18 protein-coding genes are annotated in these 22,807 nt (G+C 37.8%); 3 read left to right on the top strand and 15 right to left on the bottom strand.

The window, feature by feature from the left end; translation table 11 throughout:
• Nucleotides 1-259: 259 nt before the first annotated feature.
• The 13 genes from cobA (ASE92_RS08570) to ASE92_RS08510 all read right to left on the bottom strand — a co-directional run bounded on the left by cobA (ASE92_RS08570) (nucleotide 260) and on the right by ASE92_RS08510 (nucleotide 13,589).
• Nucleotides 260-1,054: a uroporphyrinogen-III C-methyltransferase gene (gene cobA / locus ASE92_RS08570; RefSeq protein WP_056849690.1), complete on the bottom strand. Its 795-nt coding sequence runs from the start codon at nucleotides 1,052-1,054 to the stop codon at nucleotides 260-262.
• Between the two features lie 415 nt (nucleotides 1,055-1,469).
• Nucleotides 1,470-1,934 (bottom strand): hypothetical protein, encoded by a 465-nt coding sequence (locus tag ASE92_RS08565; protein WP_056849689.1) that lies wholly within the window; start codon nucleotides 1,932-1,934, stop codon nucleotides 1,470-1,472.
• Between the two features lie 88 nt (nucleotides 1,935-2,022).
• The gene (locus ASE92_RS08560) at nucleotides 2,023-2,475 is read right to left on the bottom strand and encodes a MarR family winged helix-turn-helix transcriptional regulator (RefSeq protein ID WP_056849688.1); all 453 of its coding nucleotides are present in this window, start codon (nucleotides 2,473-2,475) and stop codon (nucleotides 2,023-2,025) included.
• Nucleotides 2,475-2,903, bottom strand: coding sequence for an EVE domain-containing protein (locus ASE92_RS08555; RefSeq protein WP_056849687.1), 429 nt, complete (start codon nucleotides 2,901-2,903; stop codon nucleotides 2,475-2,477). The genes ASE92_RS08560 and ASE92_RS08555 overlap by 1 nt, the downstream gene beginning before the upstream one ends.
• Nucleotides 2,904-3,323 (bottom strand): SRPBCC family protein, encoded by a 420-nt coding sequence (locus tag ASE92_RS08550; RefSeq protein ID WP_056849686.1) that lies wholly within the window; start codon nucleotides 3,321-3,323, stop codon nucleotides 2,904-2,906.
• 92 nt (nucleotides 3,324-3,415) lie between these two features.
• Entirely contained in the window at nucleotides 3,416-4,426 is a 1,011-nt protein-coding gene (locus ASE92_RS08545; RefSeq protein ID WP_056849685.1) for a bestrophin family protein, read from the bottom strand.
• 383 nt (nucleotides 4,427-4,809) lie between these two features.
• A complete protein-coding gene (locus ASE92_RS08540) occupies nucleotides 4,810-6,060 on the bottom strand; it encodes a sulfate adenylyltransferase subunit 1 (RefSeq protein WP_056849684.1) in 1,251 nt (416 codons plus the stop codon).
• Nucleotides 6,061-6,187: 127 nt separating this feature from the next.
• Nucleotides 6,188-7,093, bottom strand: a complete 906-nt coding sequence (gene cysD / locus ASE92_RS08535; protein ID WP_056849683.1) for a sulfate adenylyltransferase subunit CysD — start codon at nucleotides 7,091-7,093, stop codon at nucleotides 6,188-6,190.
• A gap of 345 nt (nucleotides 7,094-7,438) precedes the next feature.
• Complete coding sequence (locus tag ASE92_RS08530; RefSeq protein WP_056849682.1) at nucleotides 7,439-8,188, bottom strand: phosphoadenylyl-sulfate reductase; 750 nt, start codon at nucleotides 8,186-8,188, stop codon at nucleotides 7,439-7,441.
• 2 nt (nucleotides 8,189-8,190) lie between these two features.
• Nucleotides 8,191-9,702 carry a TSUP family transporter gene (locus tag ASE92_RS08525; RefSeq protein ID WP_056849681.1) on the bottom strand — a complete coding sequence of 504 codons (1,512 nt, stop codon included), beginning with the start codon at nucleotides 9,700-9,702 and terminating at the stop codon, nucleotides 8,191-8,193.
• Nucleotides 9,686-10,456: a uroporphyrinogen-III C-methyltransferase gene (gene cobA, locus ASE92_RS08520; RefSeq protein WP_056849680.1), complete on the bottom strand. Its 771-nt coding sequence runs from the start codon at nucleotides 10,454-10,456 to the stop codon at nucleotides 9,686-9,688. Before cobA (ASE92_RS08520) ends, ASE92_RS08525 begins: the two co-directional genes overlap by 17 nt.
• Nucleotides 10,457-10,561: 105 nt before the next feature.
• Complete coding sequence (locus ASE92_RS08515) at nucleotides 10,562-12,652, bottom strand: HEPN domain-containing protein (protein ID WP_056849679.1); 2,091 nt, start codon at nucleotides 12,650-12,652, stop codon at nucleotides 10,562-10,564.
• A gap of 490 nt (nucleotides 12,653-13,142) precedes the next feature.
• On the bottom strand, nucleotides 13,143-13,589 hold the full coding sequence (locus ASE92_RS08510; RefSeq protein WP_056849678.1) for an Rrf2 family transcriptional regulator: 447 nt from the start codon (nucleotides 13,587-13,589) through the stop codon (nucleotides 13,143-13,145).
• A 372-nt stretch (nucleotides 13,590-13,961) separates the two neighbouring features.
• Between ASE92_RS08510 and ASE92_RS08505 the strand changes: the two genes are divergently transcribed.
• The 3 genes from ASE92_RS08505 (at nucleotide 13,962) to ASE92_RS08490 (ending at nucleotide 17,332) form a co-directional block, all read left to right on the top strand.
• Nucleotides 13,962-15,191: a metallophosphoesterase gene (locus ASE92_RS08505; RefSeq protein WP_056849677.1), complete on the top strand. Its 1,230-nt coding sequence runs from the start codon at nucleotides 13,962-13,964 to the stop codon at nucleotides 15,189-15,191.
• Nucleotides 15,192-15,255: 64 nt separating this feature from the next.
• The gene (locus tag ASE92_RS08500; RefSeq protein ID WP_056849676.1) at nucleotides 15,256-15,882 is read left to right on the top strand and encodes a M23 family metallopeptidase; all 627 of its coding nucleotides are present in this window, start codon (nucleotides 15,256-15,258) and stop codon (nucleotides 15,880-15,882) included.
• A gap of 250 nt (nucleotides 15,883-16,132) precedes the next feature.
• Nucleotides 16,133-17,332: a GAF domain-containing sensor histidine kinase gene (locus ASE92_RS08490; protein ID WP_056849674.1), complete on the top strand. Its 1,200-nt coding sequence runs from the start codon at nucleotides 16,133-16,135 to the stop codon at nucleotides 17,330-17,332.
• Nucleotides 17,333-17,603: 271 nt separating this feature from the next.
• Here ASE92_RS08490 and ASE92_RS08485 read toward each other — a convergent pair whose 3' ends face one another.
• On the bottom strand, nucleotides 17,604-19,475 hold the full coding sequence (locus tag ASE92_RS08485) for a RagB/SusD family nutrient uptake outer membrane protein (protein ID WP_056849673.1): 1,872 nt from the start codon (nucleotides 19,473-19,475) through the stop codon (nucleotides 17,604-17,606).
• A 17-nt stretch (nucleotides 19,476-19,492) separates the two neighbouring features.
• Nucleotides 19,493-22,630, bottom strand: coding sequence for a TonB-dependent receptor (locus tag ASE92_RS08480; RefSeq protein WP_082454985.1), 3,138 nt, complete (start codon nucleotides 22,628-22,630; stop codon nucleotides 19,493-19,495).
• Nucleotides 22,631-22,807: the final 177 nt, after the last annotated feature.

Raw genomic sequence — 22,807 nt, 5'->3', positions numbered from 1 at the left:
AAGTTCATCACTTTTGGCCTGGTGCAGCCCTGCTTTTCATTACAATCTTTTTGTTGCTGTCATCCTTAGCCTACCGAAGTCGCAACAAAAAGGATCTCCATTTCAATCAGGCTTATTGAACGAAAGGCTGTATCTACCAAGGTGCATCACCGCATCAAATTTAACTGCTGCGAAATCAGCGGGCGTTCCTTAAAACAAAAAACCGCTAGATTTCGCCAGCGGCTTTTAACAACAAAACAAATATATAAATCAATTACCCTTAATATTCTTCAGCAATGATTTCGTAAAAATCTCTAATCGGTTGAAACTGCGGGTGTAAGGAAACCACATCACCGAAAATCAATAAAGCTGGCGCAGTAATCTTTTTATCCTGAACAACTTCCGCAATAGTATCCACTATGCCTACGGCAATTTTTTCATGCACCGTAGAGCCATTCTGGATTACAGCCACAGGAAGCAAACCTTTGTTTTCACCTTGAAAAATGGAAGCAATCTCTTCTACTTTTTCAATTCCGTTCAAAACTACAATCGTAGCCTTTGTTTTCGCTGCAATGTATAAATCTTCAGAGATTTCTCCCTTTGAGTTTGTTCCAGTTACTGCCCAAAAGCTTTCACTTAAGTCTTTGTAAATCATCGGAATTTTCTGCAAACTTGGCGCACCAGTGGCACTCGAAATACCTGGGATGATTTCAGTAGGAATGCTATATGATTCTGCAGCATCGATTTCCTCGTAACCTTTAGCAAAGAAAAACGGATCGCCGCTTTTCAACCGAACCACATGACCATAGTTTAGTGCATAATCGATGATCAGTTTGTTCACTGCCTCTTGAGAGAAATCTTCATCGTCGGTTCTTTTACCAACGTATACTTTAGGAATTCCCTCTGGCGCATAACACAGTAAAGCTTCGTTCACATTTGCATCATATAAAACAACATCAGCTGTTTTCAATGCTTTAACACCTTTTAAACTAAATAAATCAGGGTCGCCAGGACCAGCACCTATCAGCGTAATTTTTGGTTCAATGTTCGCTTTTTCTACTTTACTTAAAATCATGTCAGGAATTTTAGCTCGTGATTATTTTTATTAATTAATCAAATATACAAAGTCTATAGAAATTGTAGTAATTTATTTTAAAATAATTTATATCACCGCGTTTCGTCATTGAGAGGCACGATAGTTAAAGATTGCTTAGGCCCTCGTAGTGAAAACTGTTTTAAGCTTTGTCATTCTGAGTGCAACGAAGAATCTGCAACCGATTAGCATTGCCTCCAGTAGGTTAACAATCTGAAGAAAAAAAATTTTCTACAAGTTGCGGCATCATTGCAATTCAAAGATTTCTCGGCTTCGCTCGAAATGACGACAATGGTTGAAAGTGAAAATAAAAAAAGTCTTAGCGGGACGCTAAGACTAGAATAAGATTGCTTCATGACTCGCAAGGACGAGCAAGTGATTTTACTTCTATTATAATTTATTTACAAGGCACTTCAGCAAAAGTAAACTTACCCGCATCGTAATTAATAGGTTTGCCCTTAACAAAATACGACCGGCCTAAAGTGGTTTCAATTTGAGCAACCCCCATGATTAATTTCCCATCCTTCTTTAAAAAAGCCAAGGGATTTGTAAATGCTTTTGTAGTATCTGCGCCAGTGTTAAAACGATAATCAACTAACAAAGTATCACCGTTGAATTTGCCGTCTATCTTCCCGTTGTTCTGAGGTTTATCGCCATACTTAATTAACAATGAACCCGTAACTTTACCCGATGCCATTGTTTTTACAATCATAGCAGCGCTGTCTTTTTCAAACGCCGAAGCATAACAGGTTTCACTTATTAGCGAATCTTTCTTTGCGGTTTCAGCTTTTTTATCTGATGAGTTACAAGCGTAAACAAATGGAAATAGAGCAATGACAAGGTAAAAAATTTTGTTCTTCATCTTCTGAATTTTAAGGGTTAAATTGATTTATTAAATATAGGAATACGATGAAATGTTTTTGCTATTTCCATAAGGCAAAATTTGAAGTTTACTTATTTTCCTTTATTAGCTGAACAACAATTTCGTTAAAGTCGTTCCGTTTATTTTTTATCACCGAAAAGAAATCTTTATCGAAAGTTTCAACTGTTTTGAGCGCAAGTTTAGTTATAGAAATTCCCGCATCGGTTAGTTGAATAACTTTTGCCCTCGTATCAGCACTATGTTCTTTGCGAGCGATTAAGCCTTTTGTTTGCAAGGTTCTTAAAACTGTTGAAGTTGTCATTGGATCTATTTTGCTATGCGATGATAAATCAATTTGGGTAATATCTCCTTTTTGATTGGACAACCATAATAAACTAGCCAACAAAACAAATTGAGAATGCGTTAAATTATGCACATCTAACGCTTTTTTTATGCCTCTTTGCCATATTGCAGTTACTTGCCAAAGCAAAAAGCCTGAACTATCATCGGCATTTTTTACACTAAAACTTTTATCAGGCATTATTTCTTTAACATTTTGTTAGTAATTAGTTCGAAATCGAATTGCTTAATTTCAAAAAAGCCAAACCGAAATGGGTAGCCCCACGATTTCTTATTCTCTATAAATTGAAGTTCGGAAATCAATGGCAATATCGAAACTTCGTTGCAATTGATGAAATTTATATTTTTTCGATAAGGTTTGAAATTCTCTGAAATCTCAACTTGATAAGGTTCATCTTCTGTAACGCTTCCAATTGCTGTAAAAGCCCGGCATTTTTCATCACTTTCCATAAATTGTTTCAAAGAATAAAAGATTATCCAATCATTCGGTTTTAATCTTTTTAAGGCTGGTAATTTACCTAGATTAGCCTGCATAAAACCACCCTCAATACCTCTTTTCACATGATCTTTACAAGTAGCTGTAATCCAATATCTTGCTTTATTTTCCATTTAATTTTTTGAAGCATTTTTAATTTGGTTTGTAATGTCGTCTTCTAATTGCGCTACTATTCCTTTCATCACTATCCTGTTCCATAAAAAGGATAAAGCCCCGGTCATCGTCATCGTTATGGTAATTTTTAAGCCTTCAGCAGTTTCTTCATACCAATGTTCGCCATTCATTTTAGCTAATGGAAAATTGGTTTCGTCTTTAAAATAGGTGTATGGTTTTACATCGATAAGCTTAATATTAACATTTGGACCACCTTTTGGTTTAAATAAGAAACCCGAGCCGGTTTCAAACTTACCTTTAAGCTCTGAATTTTCTACCGATGTATCCCAATTTTTCCAATTGTTTACATCTGACATAAGTTTCCAAATTTGCTCTTTGTTGATTTCTTTTGTTGTTAATGAAAATGTTTTCTGTAGCATGATTTTTAAGATTAAATTATAAGTGCAATTATAATAAGTATACTTACTAAATGCAAATAAAAACTTGATTTTATTTTAATCTTCTAAAAAACTTACATCAAAATATTATGTTCTGGTGTAATAGCAGGCGGCAGGTCGGTTTCGTCAAGCATATCCCGCATATCAATTTCGATTGTTCTGGAGATATTCGTGATCGGAACATCATTTGCATTACCTTCAAACGGATTGGAGGAGCTTTCTCCCACAACATCTAAAGAATTAAAAACCCAGGTTAACAAAATAGCAAACGGAATATTTAACCAAATTGAATAACCTTCAATCAAGGTACCATTACCCAGTTTATTAAAGTCGTTAAGCAAACCATAAGGAACTAAAAACACGAAAAGATTAAGCATAATGGTTGCAATGGACGAGAAATGCCTCGGGTACGGAAAGTTTTTGATTCTTTCGGCTTTGCCTTGATTATCGTAAAAAACAGTGATTGCATTTTGCAAAGATTGCAATTGAAGATCGGATATATTTCCACTTGCAAATAACCTATTAATGTGGCTTGATTGTAGCGCCATCAATTGTGTCGCCTTATTTTTCTTTGTTAAAACGTAACTTAATTCATCAGCTGAAAGATATTTAGCTAAAACTTCTTCAAGTTTGTCTATTTTTTCTGCTATATGGTAATTTCTGGAGTATTCAACATTTCGGGGATCATCCATATTTTCCCATGCCCGTGGTTCTCTAAGTTGAAAACGCAATGCTGTTAGCCAAGCAAAGTGGCGGTAAAAAATCACTTTAACTTCAATACTTTTATCTTTTGATTCTAAAAAATCGCGGATCATCACACCAAATGCCCTGCTGATATTAATAATGCCGCCATAAATTTGTCGTGCTTCCCATAATCTCGAATAACTGGCGTTATTCTTAAAACCAATGATAAATGATACGGCTGTACCCAAAAGCGCAACCGGAACCCACGAAATAGAAAGAAAGGTAAAGCCACAAAAGTGATAAAGAATTGTTGGAATTACAGCAAGAATCGTTAATCGATATAGATCTCTACGAGTCCATAAAATAAATTCGAAAAAGGTATACTTTCTTCCGGCATGCATAATTTAGTCTTTAGTTTCTTGTGAATGTTTGTTTGAGGGATAAGCGAAGATAAAAAAAATAAAAATTTTGATGATGCTCTGAAGATAAACTTCCACATCAGGATTCGACCGGACGGAAATAAACCCGGTTGAAGTGAAAATCTTTTTTGTAGCAGCAACCTTAAATAAAGCTGTCATGCTGAGGCACGAAGCATCTGCGACCTATGGAACAGAGGCCTCGTACCTCAGCACGACGAAAGTTTACAAAAAATTGGAACGAAAAACGGGGCTGTCGTAACCGATGCCCCGCTGAAATTGCTTTCCTCTAATTAAGAGTTTCCATTATGATATTTGGTTATGGTTCTCCGTAGTTTTGCCAAAAACATCCCCCATTTCCATTGTATTTACTCAACAGCCGCTCTAAACATTAAAGCGCCAACTGTTAAATTCGTTCTGCTATCTACTAAAATAGCTGAACCATTTGCTCGGTTATCATCATATAAATCGAAAGCTAAGGCATCAGCTGTTTTAACAATTACTCTACCAATATCATTCAATTTGAATTCTTCTGCGGAATGTTTTTCTAGCGTGTTAATATCTACCTTATGCAAAATTTCGCTGATTTTACACTTTGTTAGTTTGCTGTTATGCTGAATTAAATATGTGATTGATGTATCTAATGCCCGTCCATCCATCCAGCATAAGTCTGCCTCAATTAATTTCGATTCTTGTGGCAAAGCTGATGCATTCACAATGGTATCTCCACGACTAATATCTACATCATCTTTTAAATGGATAATAACCGACTGACCAGCATGCGCAGCATCTGGGGTTTGATCAAAAAATTCAATTTTTTCGACAACAGAACTCGCTCCTGACGGTAAAACGGTAACCTTATCATTTAGGTTAAAAGTTCCGCTCAGCACACGCCCGGCGTAACCGCGGTAGTCGTGGAGCGCTTCCGTTTGCGGACGGATAACCCATTGTACAGGCATACGAGCTAAAGTTGATTTCTCCAGGCTATCGGTATCTACCTTTTCAAGAAAATGCAGCAAGCTTTCGCCTTCGTACCAATCCATCCGCTCAGAATTCTGAACGATGTTATCTCCTTTCAGGGCACTAACCGGAATATAGTTCACATCAACTAATTTCAGTTGCTGTGCTAATACTTTGTATTTCTCTATAATTGAATTATAAACTTCCTGACTATAATCAACCATATCCATTTTGTTTATACAAACAACAATGTGTTTGATACCCAATAGAGAAACCAGGTAAGAATGGCGGATGGTTTGTTCAACCACACCGTTTCTGGCATCGATTAGAATGATGGCAAGGTTTGCTGTTGAAGCACCCGTAACCATGTTTCTAGTGTATTGAATATGGCCAGGCGTATCAGCGATGATAAATTTGCGTTTATCGGTTTGAAAATATTTGTAAGCTACATCAATGGTAATTCCCTGCTCACGTTCTGCCCTTAAACCATCGGTTAAAATGGCTAAATCTATTGTTCCATCGTCATTTTTTCGGTTAGAGCTTTGTAAGGCTTCCAACTGATCAGCTAAAATAGAATCTGTATCGTATAACAAACGGCCGATTAGGGTACTTTTCCCATCATCTACACTGCCTGCTGTAAAAAATTTTAATATGTTCATGTTTTTAGATATGAGAAGTTAGATTTGAGATATGAGAAATAACCAATCTTCTAACTTTATTAATTTTATATCATTTCAGATTTCAGATGCAAGGTTCTCAAGTCTCACATCGCAATACTCAAATCTTTTAAAAATACCCTCCTTTTTTCCTATCCTCCATTGCGGCTTCCGAAACTTTATCATCCATACGGGCGCCACGTTCGGAGATTTTTGAAGCACTGATTTCAGTGATAATATCATCAATCAAAATTGCTTCAGATTCTACCGCAGCGGTGCAAGACATATCGCCAACGGTGCGGAAGCGTACTTGTTTACGAAAAACGATATCTTCATCATCCATATTTAAAAACGGAGAAGCGGCCATCAATTGCCCATTTCTGGTGATTACTTCACGCTCATGGGAGAAATAAATGCTTGGCAGTTCGATGTTTTCTCTTCGAATGTAGTTCCAAACATCAAGTTCGGTCCAGTTACTGATTGGGAATACACGCACATTTTCGCCTTTATGGATTTTACCATTGTATATATTCCATAGTTCTGGGCGTTGGCGTTTTGGATCCCACTGACCGAATTCATCGCGAACAGAAAAGATACGTTCTTTGGCCCTGGCTTTTTCCTCATCTCTCCGAGCCCCGCCGATGCAGGCATCAAATTCGTATTTTGCAATGGTATCTAACAAGGTTACGGTTTGCAAAGCATTTCTGCTGGCATTTTTACCTTTTTGTTCTACTACTTTTCCCTGGTCGATTGATTCCTGAACAGAACCAACAATTAACCTTTCACCAATCCTTTCAATCATCTGATCACGATAGTCGATCGTTTCCTGAAAGTTATGTCCCGTATCAATGTGCACTAAAGGGAATGGAAATTTCCCAGGGCGAAAAGCCTTTTCTGCCAAGCGAACCAAAGTAATCGAGTCTTTACCACCAGAAAATAATAATGCCGGTTTCTCAAATTGCCCAGCAACTTCACGTAAAATATGAATCGCCTCGGCCTCTAGTTCATCTAAGTAATCAAAATTATATGTACTCATTTGTAAATGTTTGAATTTTGAATGAGAGAATAAGTGACTGAGATTTTCAACAGTCTAATCTCTTTTAAAATGTTATATTCTTTTGTTGTTGTTGTTGTTATTTGTTGGAATGTTTTAAAGTTGAATTACATAGTTCCATACATTTCTATTTCTATAACCTCATCCTATCAATGTTGGGGCTTTGGCTTATTTTGTGCTCTCCCTCTCCTTGAAGAGATGAAACAAAGTGCTTGCGTTAAATCATCACGATTTATCCCTTGGCCGTTAACTCCCTCTCCTCAGGGAGAGGATGTGCTGAAGTGCTTACGAGCAGTTTCTTTCATAGGGTGAGATTTTGCAATAGTCTTAATCACCCTCGAACCTTCTACCTTCAACCTTTTTACCCTCAAGCTCCACAGCTTCCGTAGCATGCAAGCCACATTCCTTTTTACTTTGGTCTTCCCACCACCATCTTCCGGCTCTAAAATCTTCACCAGGTTGTACTGCTCTTGTACAAGGGGCACAGCCAATGCTCGGAAAACCTTTATCGTGTAAAGTATTGTAAATGATATTATTTTCTTTAATAAAAGTTTTTACATCTTCCAATGTCCAGTCAAAAATGGGGTGGAATTTGATCAATTGATTACCTTCATCCCATTCTAAATCGTGCATATCTTCACGGTTAGCGCTCTGCTCAGCCCTAATCCCGGTTACCCAAATTTCGTTTCCTGTTAATGCTCTTTTCAGTGGTTCAATTTTACGGATGTAACAGCATTCTTTTCTATTTCCTACTGATTCGTAAAAACTGTTTGGCCCTTTTGTATTTACCATATCCTGCAAAAGTTCATTTTTAGGATAATAAGCGTGAATGGGTTTGTTGTAAGCTTCTAAAGTACGGTTCCAAACATAATAGGTTTCTGGAAACAAACGACCCGTTTCCAGTGTGAACACTTTTATAGGAATATCATCGGCAAAAATTAAATGCGTAATGGCTTGGTCTTCCCAACCAAAACTGGTTGAAAAAATAATTCGATCTGCATATTTATTGGCCAAATACCGCAATTTCTCAATTGTACTTAAGCCTGTAAGTTCCGCCTTTAATTCCTCTACTCCCATCACTAAATTAATTTTAAAATAAACAAGATCACACTACGCAAACTTACGATCATTACGATGATACCAACTGCTACCATGATCGTTTTCGCTGAAATTTTGTTTGAGACTCTTGCCGCTATTGGCGATGCGATTGCGCTGCCAATAATCAATCCTAAAACGGCTTCCCAGTGTTTGCCCCCTAACATCGTAAAAAAAGTTAAAGAACTTAGCGTTGCGATAAAAAATCTGCTGATTTTTACCGTTCCTAATGAAAATAAGGGATGACGGCCACCGGCAATAAGACTTGAAAGCACTATAGAGCCCCATCCGCCACCAAAAGCAGCATCGATAAAACCACCTACAAAGCCTAAAAACCCAATCTTTCTTATCTTTTGATCGGCTTTTTTTCGTTTTATATTGAACGCTTTCATCAAAATTACACCACCTAAAAATAAGGTGTAAACGGCCACTACAGGTTTAACATAAGCACTATAATGCTCTAATGACGATAAAATGTATGCGCCTAAAACTGCACCAATCACTGCAGGAACGATCAATATTTTGAACAACTTCCAGTTTACATTTCCCATGCGGTAGTGCATCCATCCGGCAATTCCATTACTCATCACCTCAGAGATATGAATGGCCATACTCGCTGATGCCGGCGGTAAACCCATGGCCAAAGAAAATGAAGCCGTAGTAACCCCATAAGACATTCCGATAGCACCATCAATTAAAGCGAATACAAAGCCTGCGCCTAAGAACCAATAAAATAATGGATCAATATTCAGCAGGAAAGTCTGAAATTCAGGTTCGGTATTCCAAAGCGTTAACCCGATAGAACCAATTAATAAAATTGCAGCAGTCCAGATCAACCACTTAATATTGCGCTCTGCAAAGCTTTTTCGTGGGTTGATTAAACTTTGTGTAACCTTATTCAGCTTCTTCACTTTCGACGAAAAATCGCCGTTAAGTGTTTGCCGCAGAGCACTCATATTTTGTAAGGTTTCATCCAGCTCTGCCGGAATTCCCTCGTTCAATATTTGCTTTAAACGTTTGGCAATAGTTGGTGATTTGCCGTTTGTAGAAATCGCAATTTTTAAATCGCCTTTTTGAACGATTGAACCCAGATAAAAATCACATAAATCAGGTTTATCAGCTACATTAATAAGCAAGCCTTTTTCGTGTGTTACTACCCTAATTTCTTCGTTTAAAATATTATTGTTTGTTGCAGCGAAAACGATGTCGATATTTTCCAAATCAGAAACATCAAAGCTTTTTTGTTTCACTTTGATTTGTGGATAATCCGCGATAAGGGCATAAACCTCAGGAGAAACAATTTCGGCTACAATGGTAATTTTAGCCTGACGACTGTTATTTACAATTGCTGTTAGTTTCTCAAGCCCAATATTGCCCGCACCAATTAATAATGTACATAGCTTATTTAGTTTAATAAAAACTGGAAAAAGCTGATTACCTTTTTCATCATCAGAAAAAGGCAATGCATTATCAGGTTGGTTAGGCAATACTTGCATATTGTTTTACTAAGTTTTTAAATGAAGGATGTAAAGAAACTACCTCACCAAAAATTAAAAGTGCAGGCGCCTTAATATTTTCCTGCTGCACTAAGCTTTCGATGGTTTCCACTCTTCCAACAACTAGTTTTTCATCTTCAAATGATCCGTTTTGAACCACTGCTGCCGGCAAGTGTTGCCTGCCTGCTGCTTTGAAAATTTCTACAATTTTAGCTAGTTTTTTCAAGCCCATTAATACCAAAACTGTCGCATTTGATTCTGCTGCCTGATAGATATCATTGGAAACCTCTCCAGAAGTAGTTGTTCCTGTAATTACCCAAAAACTTTCGCTCAATCCGCGGTGTGTTACCGGAATTTGCTGCAAACCCGGAACTCCAATCGAACTCGAGATGCCAGGAATAACATCAACAGGGATGCTGTAAGAAGCTGCATAATCCAATTCCTCGTAACCTCTGCCAAAAACGAAAGGGTCGCCGCCTTTTAGCCGAACCACATGGCCGTAATTTAACGCGTAATCAATCATCAGTTTATTGATAGTTTCCTGCGGATATGAATGCTCTCCAGAACGTTTCCCTACGTATACTTTAATCGCATCAGCTGGCGCATGTTCTAATAAGGCTTCATTGGTTAAAGCATCGTATAAAACAACATCTGCAGCCTGCAAAGCTTTAACTCCTTTTAAGGTTAACAAATCCGGATCGCCCGGACCAGCGCCTAAAAGGGTAATTTTTGATTCTTTATGTTGATTATTCATAATTTTAAATTTTGAATGAATGAGTTTTGAATGAGTGAATGTTTTGACTATCGATTTTGCTAATTGCATATTCAATCATTCTATTATTCTCTAATTCTTTCATTTTTATTTCATTGCTACGGCTCTTTTTTCCTTAATCTGGTTTAAAAAAGCATCAGCTTCATTAAAATATTGCTCGGCAAACGCTGCTGTCGGCTCGTTTTTATTGATTTGTAAAACCAAATCTGAAAAGTTGCTTGATAAATTAAATTCACCGGTTTCTACGTAGTGATTATCAAATTCTCTGATGACGCCAACCTGGGTGCTGCTGTTTACCCCTTTATTTAAAAGCAATGATTTTGCAGCGCTAACAAAAGTGCTGTAGGTATGATAGATCGCATCAGCGTAGGCACCTTTTTCTAAATTCTGCTTTGCCCAACCAAATTTTTCATCAGCCTCTAAAAGTAGAGTGGCTACTAAATCAATTACTACGCCAGCACATTCGCCAACACCAATGGCAGTTACAAATTGCTCTACGTGGCCCCAATCCACAAATTCTTCTTGCTGAAGATTGGTTAAATCTGCCAATGGTTTTAAAAGTTGATAGAAGTGGTCTTTTCCTTTTCTATCATAATATTGGTGGAAATTTTCGTTCTCTTCGTTATTTGCTTTAAAATCATTTAAAATGAAATGCAAAACGCTGGTCGCTCTTTTCGATGGCACTTTAATAACACGTTCTGCCACACGCCCAACACCGTTTCCAACTGTTCCGCCGCCAAGCATTACCTGTACCGCTGGAACCACTTTCCCCTCGGCTTTTACCGAACTTCCGTGAAAACCAATTTCTGCTAACCCATGCTGTCCGCAAGAGTTCATACAGCCACTGATTTTGATATTGATGTTTTTCTCGTAAATAAATTCAGGAAAATCGGTGTAAATCACGTCTTCCAAAACCTCTGCTAACGTCATGGAATTAGAGATACCCAAATTACAAGTGTCGGTGCCTGGACAAGTGGTAATATCCGCCAGACTATCAAAACCAGCTGTTGTGAAACCAATTTTATTTAATGCTGAATATAATGATGGCAAGGCATTTTCGCGAACAAATTTCAGAAGCAAACCCTGATTTTGAGTGATGCGGATTTCATCAGCGACATAAGGCTTAATGGCATCAACAAAAGCACGGGCTTTCTCAGTCTTGATATCGCCAACCTGCACTTTCACATAAACGGCATAAAAACCATCTTGCTTTTGCGGAACGACGTTAGTTGCCGACCAGTGTTTATAATGCGTTTCGTTAAGAATTTCAACCGCCGGATATTCTTGTTCTAATGGTAACGCTGGTTGTTGAACGACATCTCTATCGATTTTAAAAGTTTTTACTTTGTTCGCGATTCGCTCTTCAGCAACAAGACGTATAACTTCTTCTAAGCCCAACTTCTGAACTAAATACTTTAAACGGGCTTTATTTCTGTTTGTGCGTTCCCCGTAACGATCAAAAACACGCAAAACCGATTCTGTAAACGGAATAAGCTGATCTTCGGGCAAAAACTCATGAATTGGACTAGCTAAAAACGGTTGTGCACCAAGGCCACCAGCAAACAGCACCTTAAAGCCACGCTCGCCATTTTCGTCAATTTTTGGGATAAAACCTAAATCATGAATATAACTAAAAGCCGTATCCTTATCGCTGGAGGAAAAAGAAATTTTAATCTTTCTGCCCATCTCCTGGCAAATTGGATTGCGCAAAAAATACTTGAAAACTGCATACGCATAAGGCGAAACATCAAAAGGTTCGTCTTTATCAATTCCAGCATTTGGTGATGCCGTTACGTTACGAACGGTATTTCCGCAAGCCTCACGAAGCGTAATGTCATCTTGCTCGAGCTTTGCCCAAAGTTCCGGCGTTCTATCCAAACTCACATAATGCAATTGAATATCCTGACGGGTGGTTAAGTGTAAATTGCCACTCCCATATTCATCGGCGATATCCGCAATACGCAACAACTGCTTAAAAGTAACCTTACCAAATGGGAGTTTAATCCTGATCATTTGTACCCCAGGCTGTCTTTGTCCGTAAACACCACGGGCTAAACGTAAACTTCTAAATTTCTCATCGTGAATGGTTCCATCTCGAAAAGCTTTAATCTTATTCTCTAAATCGATAATGTCTTGCTCGACAATCGGATTTTCGAGTTCTGTTCTGAAACTTTGCATATTGTGTTGTTAGCTTTATTCAAAAAATGCCTCTCTTATAACTGAGAAGCATCAAATATTTTATACCTATAAATTATCCAAATACCTTCCCCTACTGCGTTTTAAAACAATATTGCATCGATTTATTACAAATTTTGATAGATATAAAATTGAAGTTCATCTGTCAAATATATAAAGTATATAGGAATAGTAGTAATTTTTCTCAAAAAAGTTTTTGTTGTGAATATCAGAAGAAAAGTTAGCCGCAATTCATACCGAGGAAAATGAGAATTGATTGAGAAAAAATCGACTACACTGTAAGGGCGTTTTCACAATGTGATGATATGAAAAGCAAACGTTGTAGGATTGCTTCGTTCCTCGCAATGGCGAACAAGCAAAATACACAATAAGCAATTCCGGCCGTGATTTCTTGCCTGAGGCAGGAAGACGATGAGCGAAGAAATCTTAATGATACCTACTAATAAAGAAAAAAATATACGAAACGTAACGGTTAAATACTATCGATCCCCAACTTCAACGTATCTTCCCTACCAATTACATCAGCAATGCTGGTTTCACTGAGCACCTTAAGCGTTGCATCTCTTACATCGATAAATGCACTTCGAATACCACAAGTTTTTTCGTCAACACATTCATCACATTTGTGATAAAAATTTAAGCTGGCACAAGGAACCATAGCAATTGGGCCATCAGTAACACGCATTACCTGCACCAACAGAATTTCTTCGGGCTTTTTGTTTAAACTGTAGCCACCACCAGCACCTTTCTTACTGTATAAGAAGCCGGCGTTACGCAAATCTAACAGAATTTGTTCTAAGAATTTTTTAGGAATATGCTCCTCCTCAGCAATCTTTGAGATTTGCATAGGTGGTTTTTCTACATTTTTGCCAAGCGCAACGAGTGCCTTAATGGCGTATTTAGTCTTTTTTGATAGCATATATCTTACAAAGCTAATAAATTAAGTACAATTATGAAATATGCAAATATGGACATGCAAATGCCATGTAGCTGGTTTTGGTATCTATAAAAATATTAAGGCATAACGAAAATAATCATATCGTCCCACCAATAATTATTGGCTGTAGTGCCAATGCCATGCAAGAGGATATTAAAAAATGCTTAGCGGCTGGCATGAAAGATTTCTTAGCAAAACCTTTCACTTTAGATGATCTCCGCATGGTCATGATCAAGTGGACCAAAATTGAAGAACGCATTTAATCAAACAACCGTAAAAATAGTTCCAGTTTGAAACTTAAGTAGCAAAGGCCACGTTTAAAATCTATTTTTACATCCATACTTCATTTTTTTTATGAAACGAAAGATTAATTTCTTACCTATACTTGCCGTAATTGTTCTATTTTTTGCGCTTAATTCTTATGTGCTTTCGGGCTTTGGCACGCTCAACGAATCTTCCTTACTTGCTCCATTTTTTTGGGTATTCATTATTGGATTAACAGTTGCCCTGTTTTTCGCGATTACACAAATGCGGACAAATGGAATGGGTAAATTTTTCCAAATTATTACGCATGCATTTTTAATTGTGTTTACCGCGGAAGTAGTTTTTGCTTTTTTTCTACTCGTTGGAGATTTATTTCGGTTGGTTCTTTCGATATCCTCAAACTTTCAACCAGATGGATTTCAGGTGTTGGGGCGAAGCATTTATTGGGTAGATTTTGCCTTTGTAATGTTCTGCCTTACCGTTCTATTGTTCATTTTTGGGATTACGAGAGGCAAATATGCCTACAGGGTGATCAAACACAGCCTTTATTTCGATGATTTACCGGACAATTTTGACGGGTTCACCATTACGCAAATTTCCGACATTCATGCGGGAAGCTTTACTAAACCCAAGCAGGTACAAAAAGGCATCGACTTGATTAATGCGCAAAAAAGTGACCTGTTTGTTTTCACCGGCGATTTAGTAAATAATGCTGCTTCGGAGATCGTACCCTACATTGGCCATTTTTCACAAATAAAAGCGCCATTCGGCCAGTTTTCTGTTTTGGGCAATCATGATTATGGAGATTATATCAAATGGCCATCAGAAGCGGATAAGATTAACAATTTACAGCAATTAAAAAGCTATCATGCCGAACTTGGATTTAAACTACTATTGGATGCACATGTAGAGTTAACCAAAAATGGGGAGAAAATTATTCTTGCGGGTATCGAAAACTGGGGACTTGGATTTGGGGAACGTGGCGATTTAGCTAAGGCTTTGGCTGGCACACATGTGAACGATTTTAAGGTGCTGCTTTCTCATGATCCATCGCATTGGGAGGCACAGGTAAAAAATAATCCATCAAAAATTCAGCTGGCATTAGCTGGCCATACCCACGGGATGCAATTCGGTATTGAAGCGTTTGGCATTAAATGGAGCCCGGTTAAATATCGTTATAAACATTGGGGAGGCATAAAATTTGAAAACGGACGATATCTAAATGTGAACAGGGGCTTTGGCTTTTTAGGTTTTTCAGGTAGAATTGGAATCTGGCCGGAGATCACCGTAATTGAGCTCAAAAAGACCTCAAATAAATGAAACCACTTATCATACGCATATATTTAGCCGTTTAGTATTATCTTGTTATAAAATTATAAAACAGATGAAATTATTACTTTTATTCATTTTCACGTTTTCAATATTCGAAACACCAACTATTGAAAAAGACAGAGATAGATGGAAGCCTTATTACTCCGATACCAAACCTCAAAAAAATGCTGAAAACTGGTTCTTACCGTTTGATGTAAGCGATCGTAAAAAGATTAGCAACATCAAGGTTATTAGCATTTTCGGCGATCATCGAGATAGTTATTATAAAGGCCATATTCATACTGCTATTGATATTAATCCGGTAAAACCTACAACAAAATTAATTCCGGTTTATGCCATGGCCAATGGCGTAGTTTGTTCCGTTCATTTAGGTGAAAACCAAAAAACGGTGGTGGTTAGACATACTTTGAAAGATGGAAAAACCATCTTTACAAGCTATAAACATTTAAAAGAAGTTTATGTAAGCAATGGGCAGCAAGTGGATCAAAAGACCAAATTAGCTCGGTTATTTACAAAAGACGAAAGCAAAAAGTATGGTGGAGACTACCATCATCTTCATTTAGAAATACGCATAAAGTTTGATGATTACGGTTGCGCAAGCTGGCTTACGTTTAATAATACACAACTAAATGATCGCTTTTATAATCCCCAGGTATTTTTAAAACAATATGTAAAATAAACAGGCTGAATTTGAGGATAAAGCTGATAATTGATCAATGCTGAAGTATTTGAAATTATACTCACGCCTAATCATCTCCAAGTTATTAAGTGGAAAATTGTGAAAGGATTAAACAATCTGTTCAACACCTACAATCGAAATGGATCAGCAATACATATTCACTATATCTTGGAAGTCAAATTAGCAGCAACTCAAACAAATGCTGCTTTATTTAGTTTACCTTTAGGCGCTGAAAATTATAAAGCAATATATGACCATTTATCCTTTACCAAACAACGAGCCTGAGAGATTAAATGCTCTAGGATCTTATAACATTTTAGGAAGTGGCCAGGAACAAGATTTCGATGATTTAACAAAGCTGGCCGCCGAAATTTGTCAAACGCCAATTGCTTTGGTTACCATTTTGGATGACAAGACACAGTGGTTTAAATCGAACTTTGGAACAGAACTCACTCAAACTTCGAGAGAAGTTGCATTTTGTTCTCATTCTATTGCTGGCAATGGCGATATCATGATCGTTAATAATGCATTGACGGATGCCCGCTTTGCGCAAAATCCTTTGGTTACCGGACATCCGGAAATTATTTTTTATGCTGGCGTACCACTGATTAATCCCGAGGGTTTTGCTTTGGGAACCTTGTGTGTGATCGACCATCAGGAAAAAGGCTTAACTGACAGTCAGATTGCTGCGCTAAAAATTCTTGCCAAACAGGCGCAGCACCAGTTAGAATTAAGAAGGAAGGTTAAAGAGTTGGAGCTGGCCAACTCAGCTTTGAGTGAAGCAAATCTTTTTATAGAAAAGTTTGCACAGCGGGTAGCTCACGACATTAAGAATCCCTTATCCAGCATTATTTTATCTGCAGAATCTTTAAGGAAGAAATTCGATACACAGGGCGATGAAAAAGCAGTGAGACTGATTCAAATTGCCTTGCGCTCCGCCAGGAATTTGGTGACCTATGTTGATGACATGCTTGATTATTCGAAAGCACCATCAACCTTGTTAGCTAGGCAAGAACATGTTGATTTTCGTTACCTGCTGGAAAATTTAATTCCGATGTTGAATGTGCCCCAAGATTTCGAGATTACTATGCCTGAAAGTGTAAGTATCAAAACTTCTAAAATTGCGATGGAACAAATTATGCTCAACTTATTGAGCAATGCCATTCGCTATAACGATAAAAATAAACCACAAATCCAGGTATCTTGTTGTTTAGAGGATGATCAATATGTATTATCTGTGAAAGATAATGGCAGAGGAATTTCACCAGAGAACCTGCAAAATATCTTCCGAGAAGGCTTCACGGCCCAAGGATATGATCGCTTTAACCGAAAAGGAAATGGCTTTGGCTTAGATGCAGTAAGTAGCCTGGTAGCCAAACTGCAGGGCAGCATTAAAGTCGACTCGATATTGGAGCAAGGAACCACCATTTTTATCTCGCTTCCTGCTTAATTAATTTCTAGCGATATCCTTTTTAATTAAAAAGTGATAAAGGAAAGTTCCAGCGTTGTTAACACAGACTTTCACCCAATCCTATCTAATAGCAATCCTTAAAATTCTTTTGAGCCTAATGCTTTATCAACCAAAATTCCATTTACCATTTTTAAATTAAATGTTAGCTTACGTTTGGCTATCAATCGACTAGAAAATCAAGATGGAAATACACAAAAAAAGCCGCCTCAAAATTTGAGACGGCCTTAACCTATTGAATATACTTTATTAGTTAATAACCATTGTTACCGAATTCGGCAGCATTAGTAATGGCATCTAAAAAGTATTGTGGAATCGGCCTAACCGTATGTTTCTTCGGATCGAAGTTAGGGGCAATAATAGGGTTGGTTTGCTGAAAGTAAGCAGTTGATAAGTTTCCGGTTCTTTTCAAATCAATCCAACGGGTATGCTCACCAGCCAACTCTCTACCACGCTCTTTTAAAATGTATGCTACATTCATTTCTGCCGGTGTAGCCAGCATTTCGCTTTCGCGGCTAGTAACCGCAGCACGCTTACGAATTACATTTACATAATTAGACGCTTTCAAAACATCGTTATTAGCTAAGATGGCCGCTTCTGCAGCAATTAGATAAACCTCACCTAAACGCAAAATTGGAATGTCTCCCAACCAGTTTTGATTTGATTGTGCGTACATTTTACCAGAGAATTTTTTGAACGCTGGAAAAATATTAATCAAACTTGGCTCGTTCGGGAACGAAGCTGGTAATTTATAATTATTCGTGGCAGGGTCAAAAAGATCACTAGGATCTGCAACTAACGCAGGGATTTTCTTTTTGTCTGCCGCAGGAATTGTCCAGTTTGGTGTAAAGACAGAAAGCCCTACATCATTAGTCATATTTTTTTCCTCTTCGAAAGTACCACCTGAAGCAAGAAAATAATCCGGACCAGTGTAAGCTTGTCTGGTACTTAAAATAGTTTTACCCACAATTGAAGGATCTTTTTGATAAGCAGTTGCCAAAGCAGCAGTAATTACTTTGTCAGCACTTGCATAAAACTTATAAGTAAAGGTGTTCGCAAATCTGGTATCTGGTGTATTTTCCCTCGGATCGAAAATATTCGTTAGCAAATATTTGGTTGGTTTATATTGTTTAGAATTTGATCTTCCATAAAGTACAGTTGTTTCAGTTGTACCCCATTCCGCACCTCTACCACCTAAATCAGGCAAGTAATACTGACGGGTACGTCCTCTGTTAAAACCTTCAGGATTTAAACCAGAAACATCCACCGCCTGAAGAAAAAGAAACTCTGTATTACTCTTATTATTTTTCAAATCGAAAGCTTTTGCAAAGCCCGAACGTGTAGCATCACTTAAGTACAGTGCAGCATTGTATTTTGCCGGATTGTTAATTAATTCTTCGGCAGTTGTTAATGCAAGTTGTGCATATTGTTCTTTTTCACCTAAACGAGTGCGTTGTAGGTACACTTTTGCAAGCATTCCATAAGCCGCTTTTCTTGCTATCCGTCCTCTTAAAGCACCTTGAGTAATAGGCAATTTTTCACAGGCAAACTTCAGGTCAGAAATAATTAAATCATAAATTTCCTTCTCCGTACTTCGCGTTGGCTGAATATTATTTCCTTCTGTTGCTGCAGATTTTGTAGTCAAGTAAACTGCTCCAAACTGCTCCACCAAATTAAAGTAAGCCCATGCTCTCCAAAAATAAGCTTCAGCAACTTTTGCATCGATATCCGCCTGTGAGGCAAAACCTTTAACTTTCGAGCTGTATTCGATGGCCGTATTTGCCAGTCCAATTGCAGAATAACAACCTCCCCAAATGGTTTTGAGTGTAGACAAGTTGGTGTTTAAAGTGTTATCGTAAGTGGTAATGCCGATATCCGAACCTGCATAATTGATCCATAAATCAGTCCCCATTTCTGATGGACCGATGAAATCTACTTTACCATAGAAGAAGTAATTATCTACATAAATGGTATTAATCAATCCTTCAAAACCCGATTTATTGGTATAAGCCGTTTCTAAAGTAGTGGCACCAGGATTTACTTCATCAAGATATTTTTTACATGAAGTTGTGCTAAGCGAAAAGACTACAATTAAGCCTAGCGAATATTTATATAATGTTTTCATTCCCTATTTCTTTAAAATTAAAATGATGCGTTTAAACCAAAAACCATTTGCCTGTATAATGGAAAGCTATCGTTTCCAGCAGTTTCAGGATCGATATTTTTCAGCAAATCACTCTTTGCAAATACAAAACTGTTATAGGCTGTGCCATAAAATCTGATCTGGCTAAATCCAGCTTTGGTACTTAATTTGGTTGGCAGAGTATAACCTAGCGTAATGTTTTTTATTTTGAAATATGATCCATCAACAATTGATAGTGCACTAATTAGATTATTGTTTACAGCCCCAAGCGTTGGTCTTGGAAAATCATTAGTCGGATTTGTCGGTGTCCAATAATTATAGGTATCGGGCTGTGCAACAGAATTCCAATATCCCAAAAGTTGAGCATTAATGGTTTGTCCATAGCGCATGGTCATAAATACGGTTAAATCAAATCCTTTATAGGCGAAGGTATTTTGCAAACCTAAGCTAAAATCTGGTGTGTTGTGTCCCAGAATCATTCTATCTGCAGCAGTATATGGGTGAACGCCATTATCACTCACACCCGAGGCATCAATTCTAGGCACAGTCGCCAATTTCATATCGCCAGGTTTGGCGCCATATTTTGCAGCCTCCGTTTCTTCACCTAATTGCCAAATACCCAATTTTTTATATCCATAAATTACAGTTTGTGGTAATTGGCTGCCCACAAAAAGGTTATTGGTAATTAGCGAGGTTGCCGCTACAGAGTTTCCTAAGTCAATCTTAGTTAGCTCTTCTGTAGCTCTGGTAAAAGTAAATGCAGAATTCCATCTGAAATTTTTCGTATCGATATTTCTACTGTTAATAGTGATCTCAACACCTTGATTTTTAGTTTCACCAATATTGGCGTAAATGAAATATTGGTTTTTAGCATCGTAGCCACCATCCGTCGGCGGCAAGTTTCTTGGGTATAGTACGCCCTTAGATTTTGTGTGAAAATACTCTCCGGCAAAATCTACTCTTCCGTTAAATAATGTAAAATCTAAACCTAAGTTGAAATTGTATGAGCGCTCCCAGGTTAAGGCTTCGTTACCCAAAGCACGATTGGTAGAATACAATGGTAATGCAGTAGAACCTCCTAATGTAAGTGGAAAATCGCCAGATCTTGAAGCCACCAAAGTGCTGTTATTGTAAGCAGGGATATTTGGATTTCCGGCAACACCATAACCCGCTCTTAATTTCAGGTTAGTTACATAAGCTTTACTAAATTCCATAAATTTCTCGTCACTAATACGCCACGCCGCAGAAACTGATGGAAACGTAGACCACTTATCTATTAACTGCGATACACCATCCCAACGATTGGATGCCTGAAAAAGGTACTTTCCTTTGTAATTATAGTTGATTCTTCCGGCGAACGACATTCTGTTTTGTTGCGTATAACCTGTTGCTTTAGTGGTAGACAACGTTGCAGCTGCCAGATTATAGAACTTGTAGTCATCAAACTCAAGCCCAGTACCATAAATAAATGAGCGTTCTCCTCTTCTATCTTCAAATGATGTGATTCCTGTTACAGTAAACTGATGGTCCTTTGCAATTGTAAGATTATAGTTGATAATGTTCTCCCACAGATAATTGTAAGCAATATTATTTTCATAGCTGGCTTCTTTTGCGGTTCTACCTTCCGATAGGATATTATAAGAACGTTCGTTTGCAAAAGTACCTTGTCGGTTAGCCGAAAGGGTTAAACCTAAATTTGAACGGATAGACAGATTTTTAATTGGCGTAATTTCCACATAAGGATTTACAGCCAGGAAAAGACTTTTTGTATTGTTGATAAATACACCATCGGCGTAATTAGCAATCGGACTTACCGCAGAAACACCAGCAAGTGGAAGTGCGTTTACCGAACCATCTTCATTATATGCCGACCCTAGCGGATAAACACCAAATGCTTTATTAATCCGGCTATTCGTTTGGTCACCATCCCTTAAGTTGACGGTAGTTTGTAGCCCGGCTTTAAAATATTTGTTGAAGTTTACATCTACCCCACCGCGAACATTATAGAATTTAGATTGATCGCCTTGGTAAATACCCTTTTCTTGAATGTAACCCAATGACATGTATCCTTGTACCTTTTCAGAACCTCCACGAATGGAAATGTGGTGATTTTGTTGTGATCCGTTACGTAATGTTTCATCTACCCAATCAACCCATTGGCCATTGTTAATTGCGGTGATTCCCGATGCTGGCACACCTGCATCTGTTAAGTTTGCCGGATATCTACCATTTGCAGCGAAATAACGTTCGTTAATGTAACTTAACCAGGCATCGCGGGTTAAAGCTTTTGGAAATTCTGCTCTGCCGTTAGTACCGTAATACGAATCAACATCAATTTGTACCTTACCCGCTTTAGCTTTCTTAGTGGTGATCATGATTACGCCATTTGCACCAGCCACACCATAAATTGCAGTTGATGAAGCATCCTTCAATACATCAATGGTTTCAATATCGTTTGGATTTAAGCTGTTGATGTTTCCAATAATTCCATCAATAACATACAAAGGATTTTGAGAAGCACCAGGAATTGAACCGACGGTAATGGATCTATTTCCCCTAAGTAATACATTTGGTGATTGACCCGATTGCCCACTGGTACGCTGAATATCCAAACCGGCAACCCTGCCCTGTAAAGCTTCCATTGGGCTACTTACCGGACTAATGGTAATGTCTTCGCTTTTTACACTAGATACTGCACCTGTTAAATCTTTCTTCTTAACTGTGCCGTAGCCAACTACCACAACATCCTCGAGATTCGCTATATCCTCGCTCATCACGATTTTAACCTCTGTTTTTCCATTTACCGGAAATTCAGTCGACTTAAAGCCTACCAAACTTAAAACTAAGGTTTCATTTCCGGTCTCGATATTTAGCGTAAACCTTCCGTCTGCATCTGTAGCAACCGCGGCACCGCCTCCCTTAACTTTTACCACTACGCCAGGTAATGGTCCGCCTTTAGCGTCCACAACAGTTCCTCTTACCGGAACCACTTTCGTTAGCTTACTTTTTGAGATGGATACCAACGGTTTTGGCAATGCTACCGCAAAAGACAGAATAGGTAGCGTAACCATTCCTCCTATTACACCGAGAATACTGAGTGCCTTAAACAAAGGATTGTTATGTAAATTTTTGCTCATCGATTTATATTGGTTAGTTAAAAAAAGTTCAATAAAATATCATAAACGTCAAAAATACGGTTATGAATTTGATCTCGAATATTCGCATCACTTTTTTTACAAATGAGATTAATATTCTCTAATAAATTTTATCTAACCACAAATTTAGCAAGGACTCCTAACTTTTAACTGTACAAT

The sequence above is a fragment of the Pedobacter sp. Leaf41 genome, from assembly GCF_001422545.1.
GTDB lineage: Bacteria > Bacteroidota > Bacteroidia > Sphingobacteriales > Sphingobacteriaceae > Pedobacter.
This window is presented reverse-complemented; position numbering and strand designations above follow the sequence as displayed.

Excerpts from the sequence above, each read along its gene's own strand:
- cobA (WP_056849690.1), bottom strand. The coding sequence starts at position 1,054 with ATGATTTTAAGTAAAGTAGAAAAAGCGAACATTGAACCAAAAATTACG.
- ASE92_RS08565 (WP_056849689.1), bottom strand. The coding sequence starts at position 1,934 with ATGAAGAACAAAATTTTTTACCTTGTCATTGCTCTATTTCCATTTGTT.
- ASE92_RS08560 (WP_056849688.1), bottom strand. The coding sequence starts at position 2,475 with ATGCCTGATAAAAGTTTTAGTGTAAAAAATGCCGATGATAGTTCAGGC.
- ASE92_RS08555 (WP_056849687.1), bottom strand. The coding sequence starts at position 2,903 with ATGGAAAATAAAGCAAGATATTGGATTACAGCTACTTGTAAAGATCAT.
- ASE92_RS08550 (WP_056849686.1), bottom strand. The coding sequence starts at position 3,323 with ATGCTACAGAAAACATTTTCATTAACAACAAAAGAAATCAACAAAGAG.
- ASE92_RS08545 (WP_056849685.1), bottom strand. The coding sequence starts at position 4,426 with ATGCATGCCGGAAGAAAGTATACCTTTTTCGAATTTATTTTATGGACT.
- ASE92_RS08540 (WP_056849684.1), bottom strand. The coding sequence starts at position 6,060 with ATGAACATATTAAAATTTTTTACAGCAGGCAGTGTAGATGATGGGAAA.
- cysD (WP_056849683.1), bottom strand. The coding sequence starts at position 7,093 with ATGAGTACATATAATTTTGATTACTTAGATGAACTAGAGGCCGAGGCG.
- ASE92_RS08530 (WP_056849682.1), bottom strand. The coding sequence starts at position 8,188 with ATGGGAGTAGAGGAATTAAAGGCGGAACTTACAGGCTTAAGTACAATT.
- ASE92_RS08525 (WP_056849681.1), bottom strand. The coding sequence starts at position 9,702 with ATGCAAGTATTGCCTAACCAACCTGATAATGCATTGCCTTTTTCTGAT.
- cobA (WP_056849680.1), bottom strand. The coding sequence starts at position 10,456 with ATGAATAATCAACATAAAGAATCAAAAATTACCCTTTTAGGCGCTGGT.
- ASE92_RS08515 (WP_056849679.1), bottom strand. The coding sequence starts at position 12,652 with ATGCAAAGTTTCAGAACAGAACTCGAAAATCCGATTGTCGAGCAAGAC.
- ASE92_RS08510 (WP_056849678.1), bottom strand. The coding sequence starts at position 13,589 with ATGCTATCAAAAAAGACTAAATACGCCATTAAGGCACTCGTTGCGCTT.
- ASE92_RS08505 (WP_056849677.1), top strand. The coding sequence starts at position 13,962 with ATGAAACGAAAGATTAATTTCTTACCTATACTTGCCGTAATTGTTCTA.
- ASE92_RS08500 (WP_056849676.1), top strand. The coding sequence starts at position 15,256 with ATGAAATTATTACTTTTATTCATTTTCACGTTTTCAATATTCGAAACA.
- ASE92_RS08490 (WP_056849674.1), top strand. The coding sequence starts at position 16,133 with ATGACCATTTATCCTTTACCAAACAACGAGCCTGAGAGATTAAATGCT.
- ASE92_RS08485 (WP_056849673.1), bottom strand. The coding sequence starts at position 19,475 with ATGAAAACATTATATAAATATTCGCTAGGCTTAATTGTAGTCTTTTCG.
- ASE92_RS08480 (WP_082454985.1), bottom strand. The coding sequence starts at position 22,630 with ATGAGCAAAAATTTACATAACAATCCTTTGTTTAAGGCACTCAGTATT.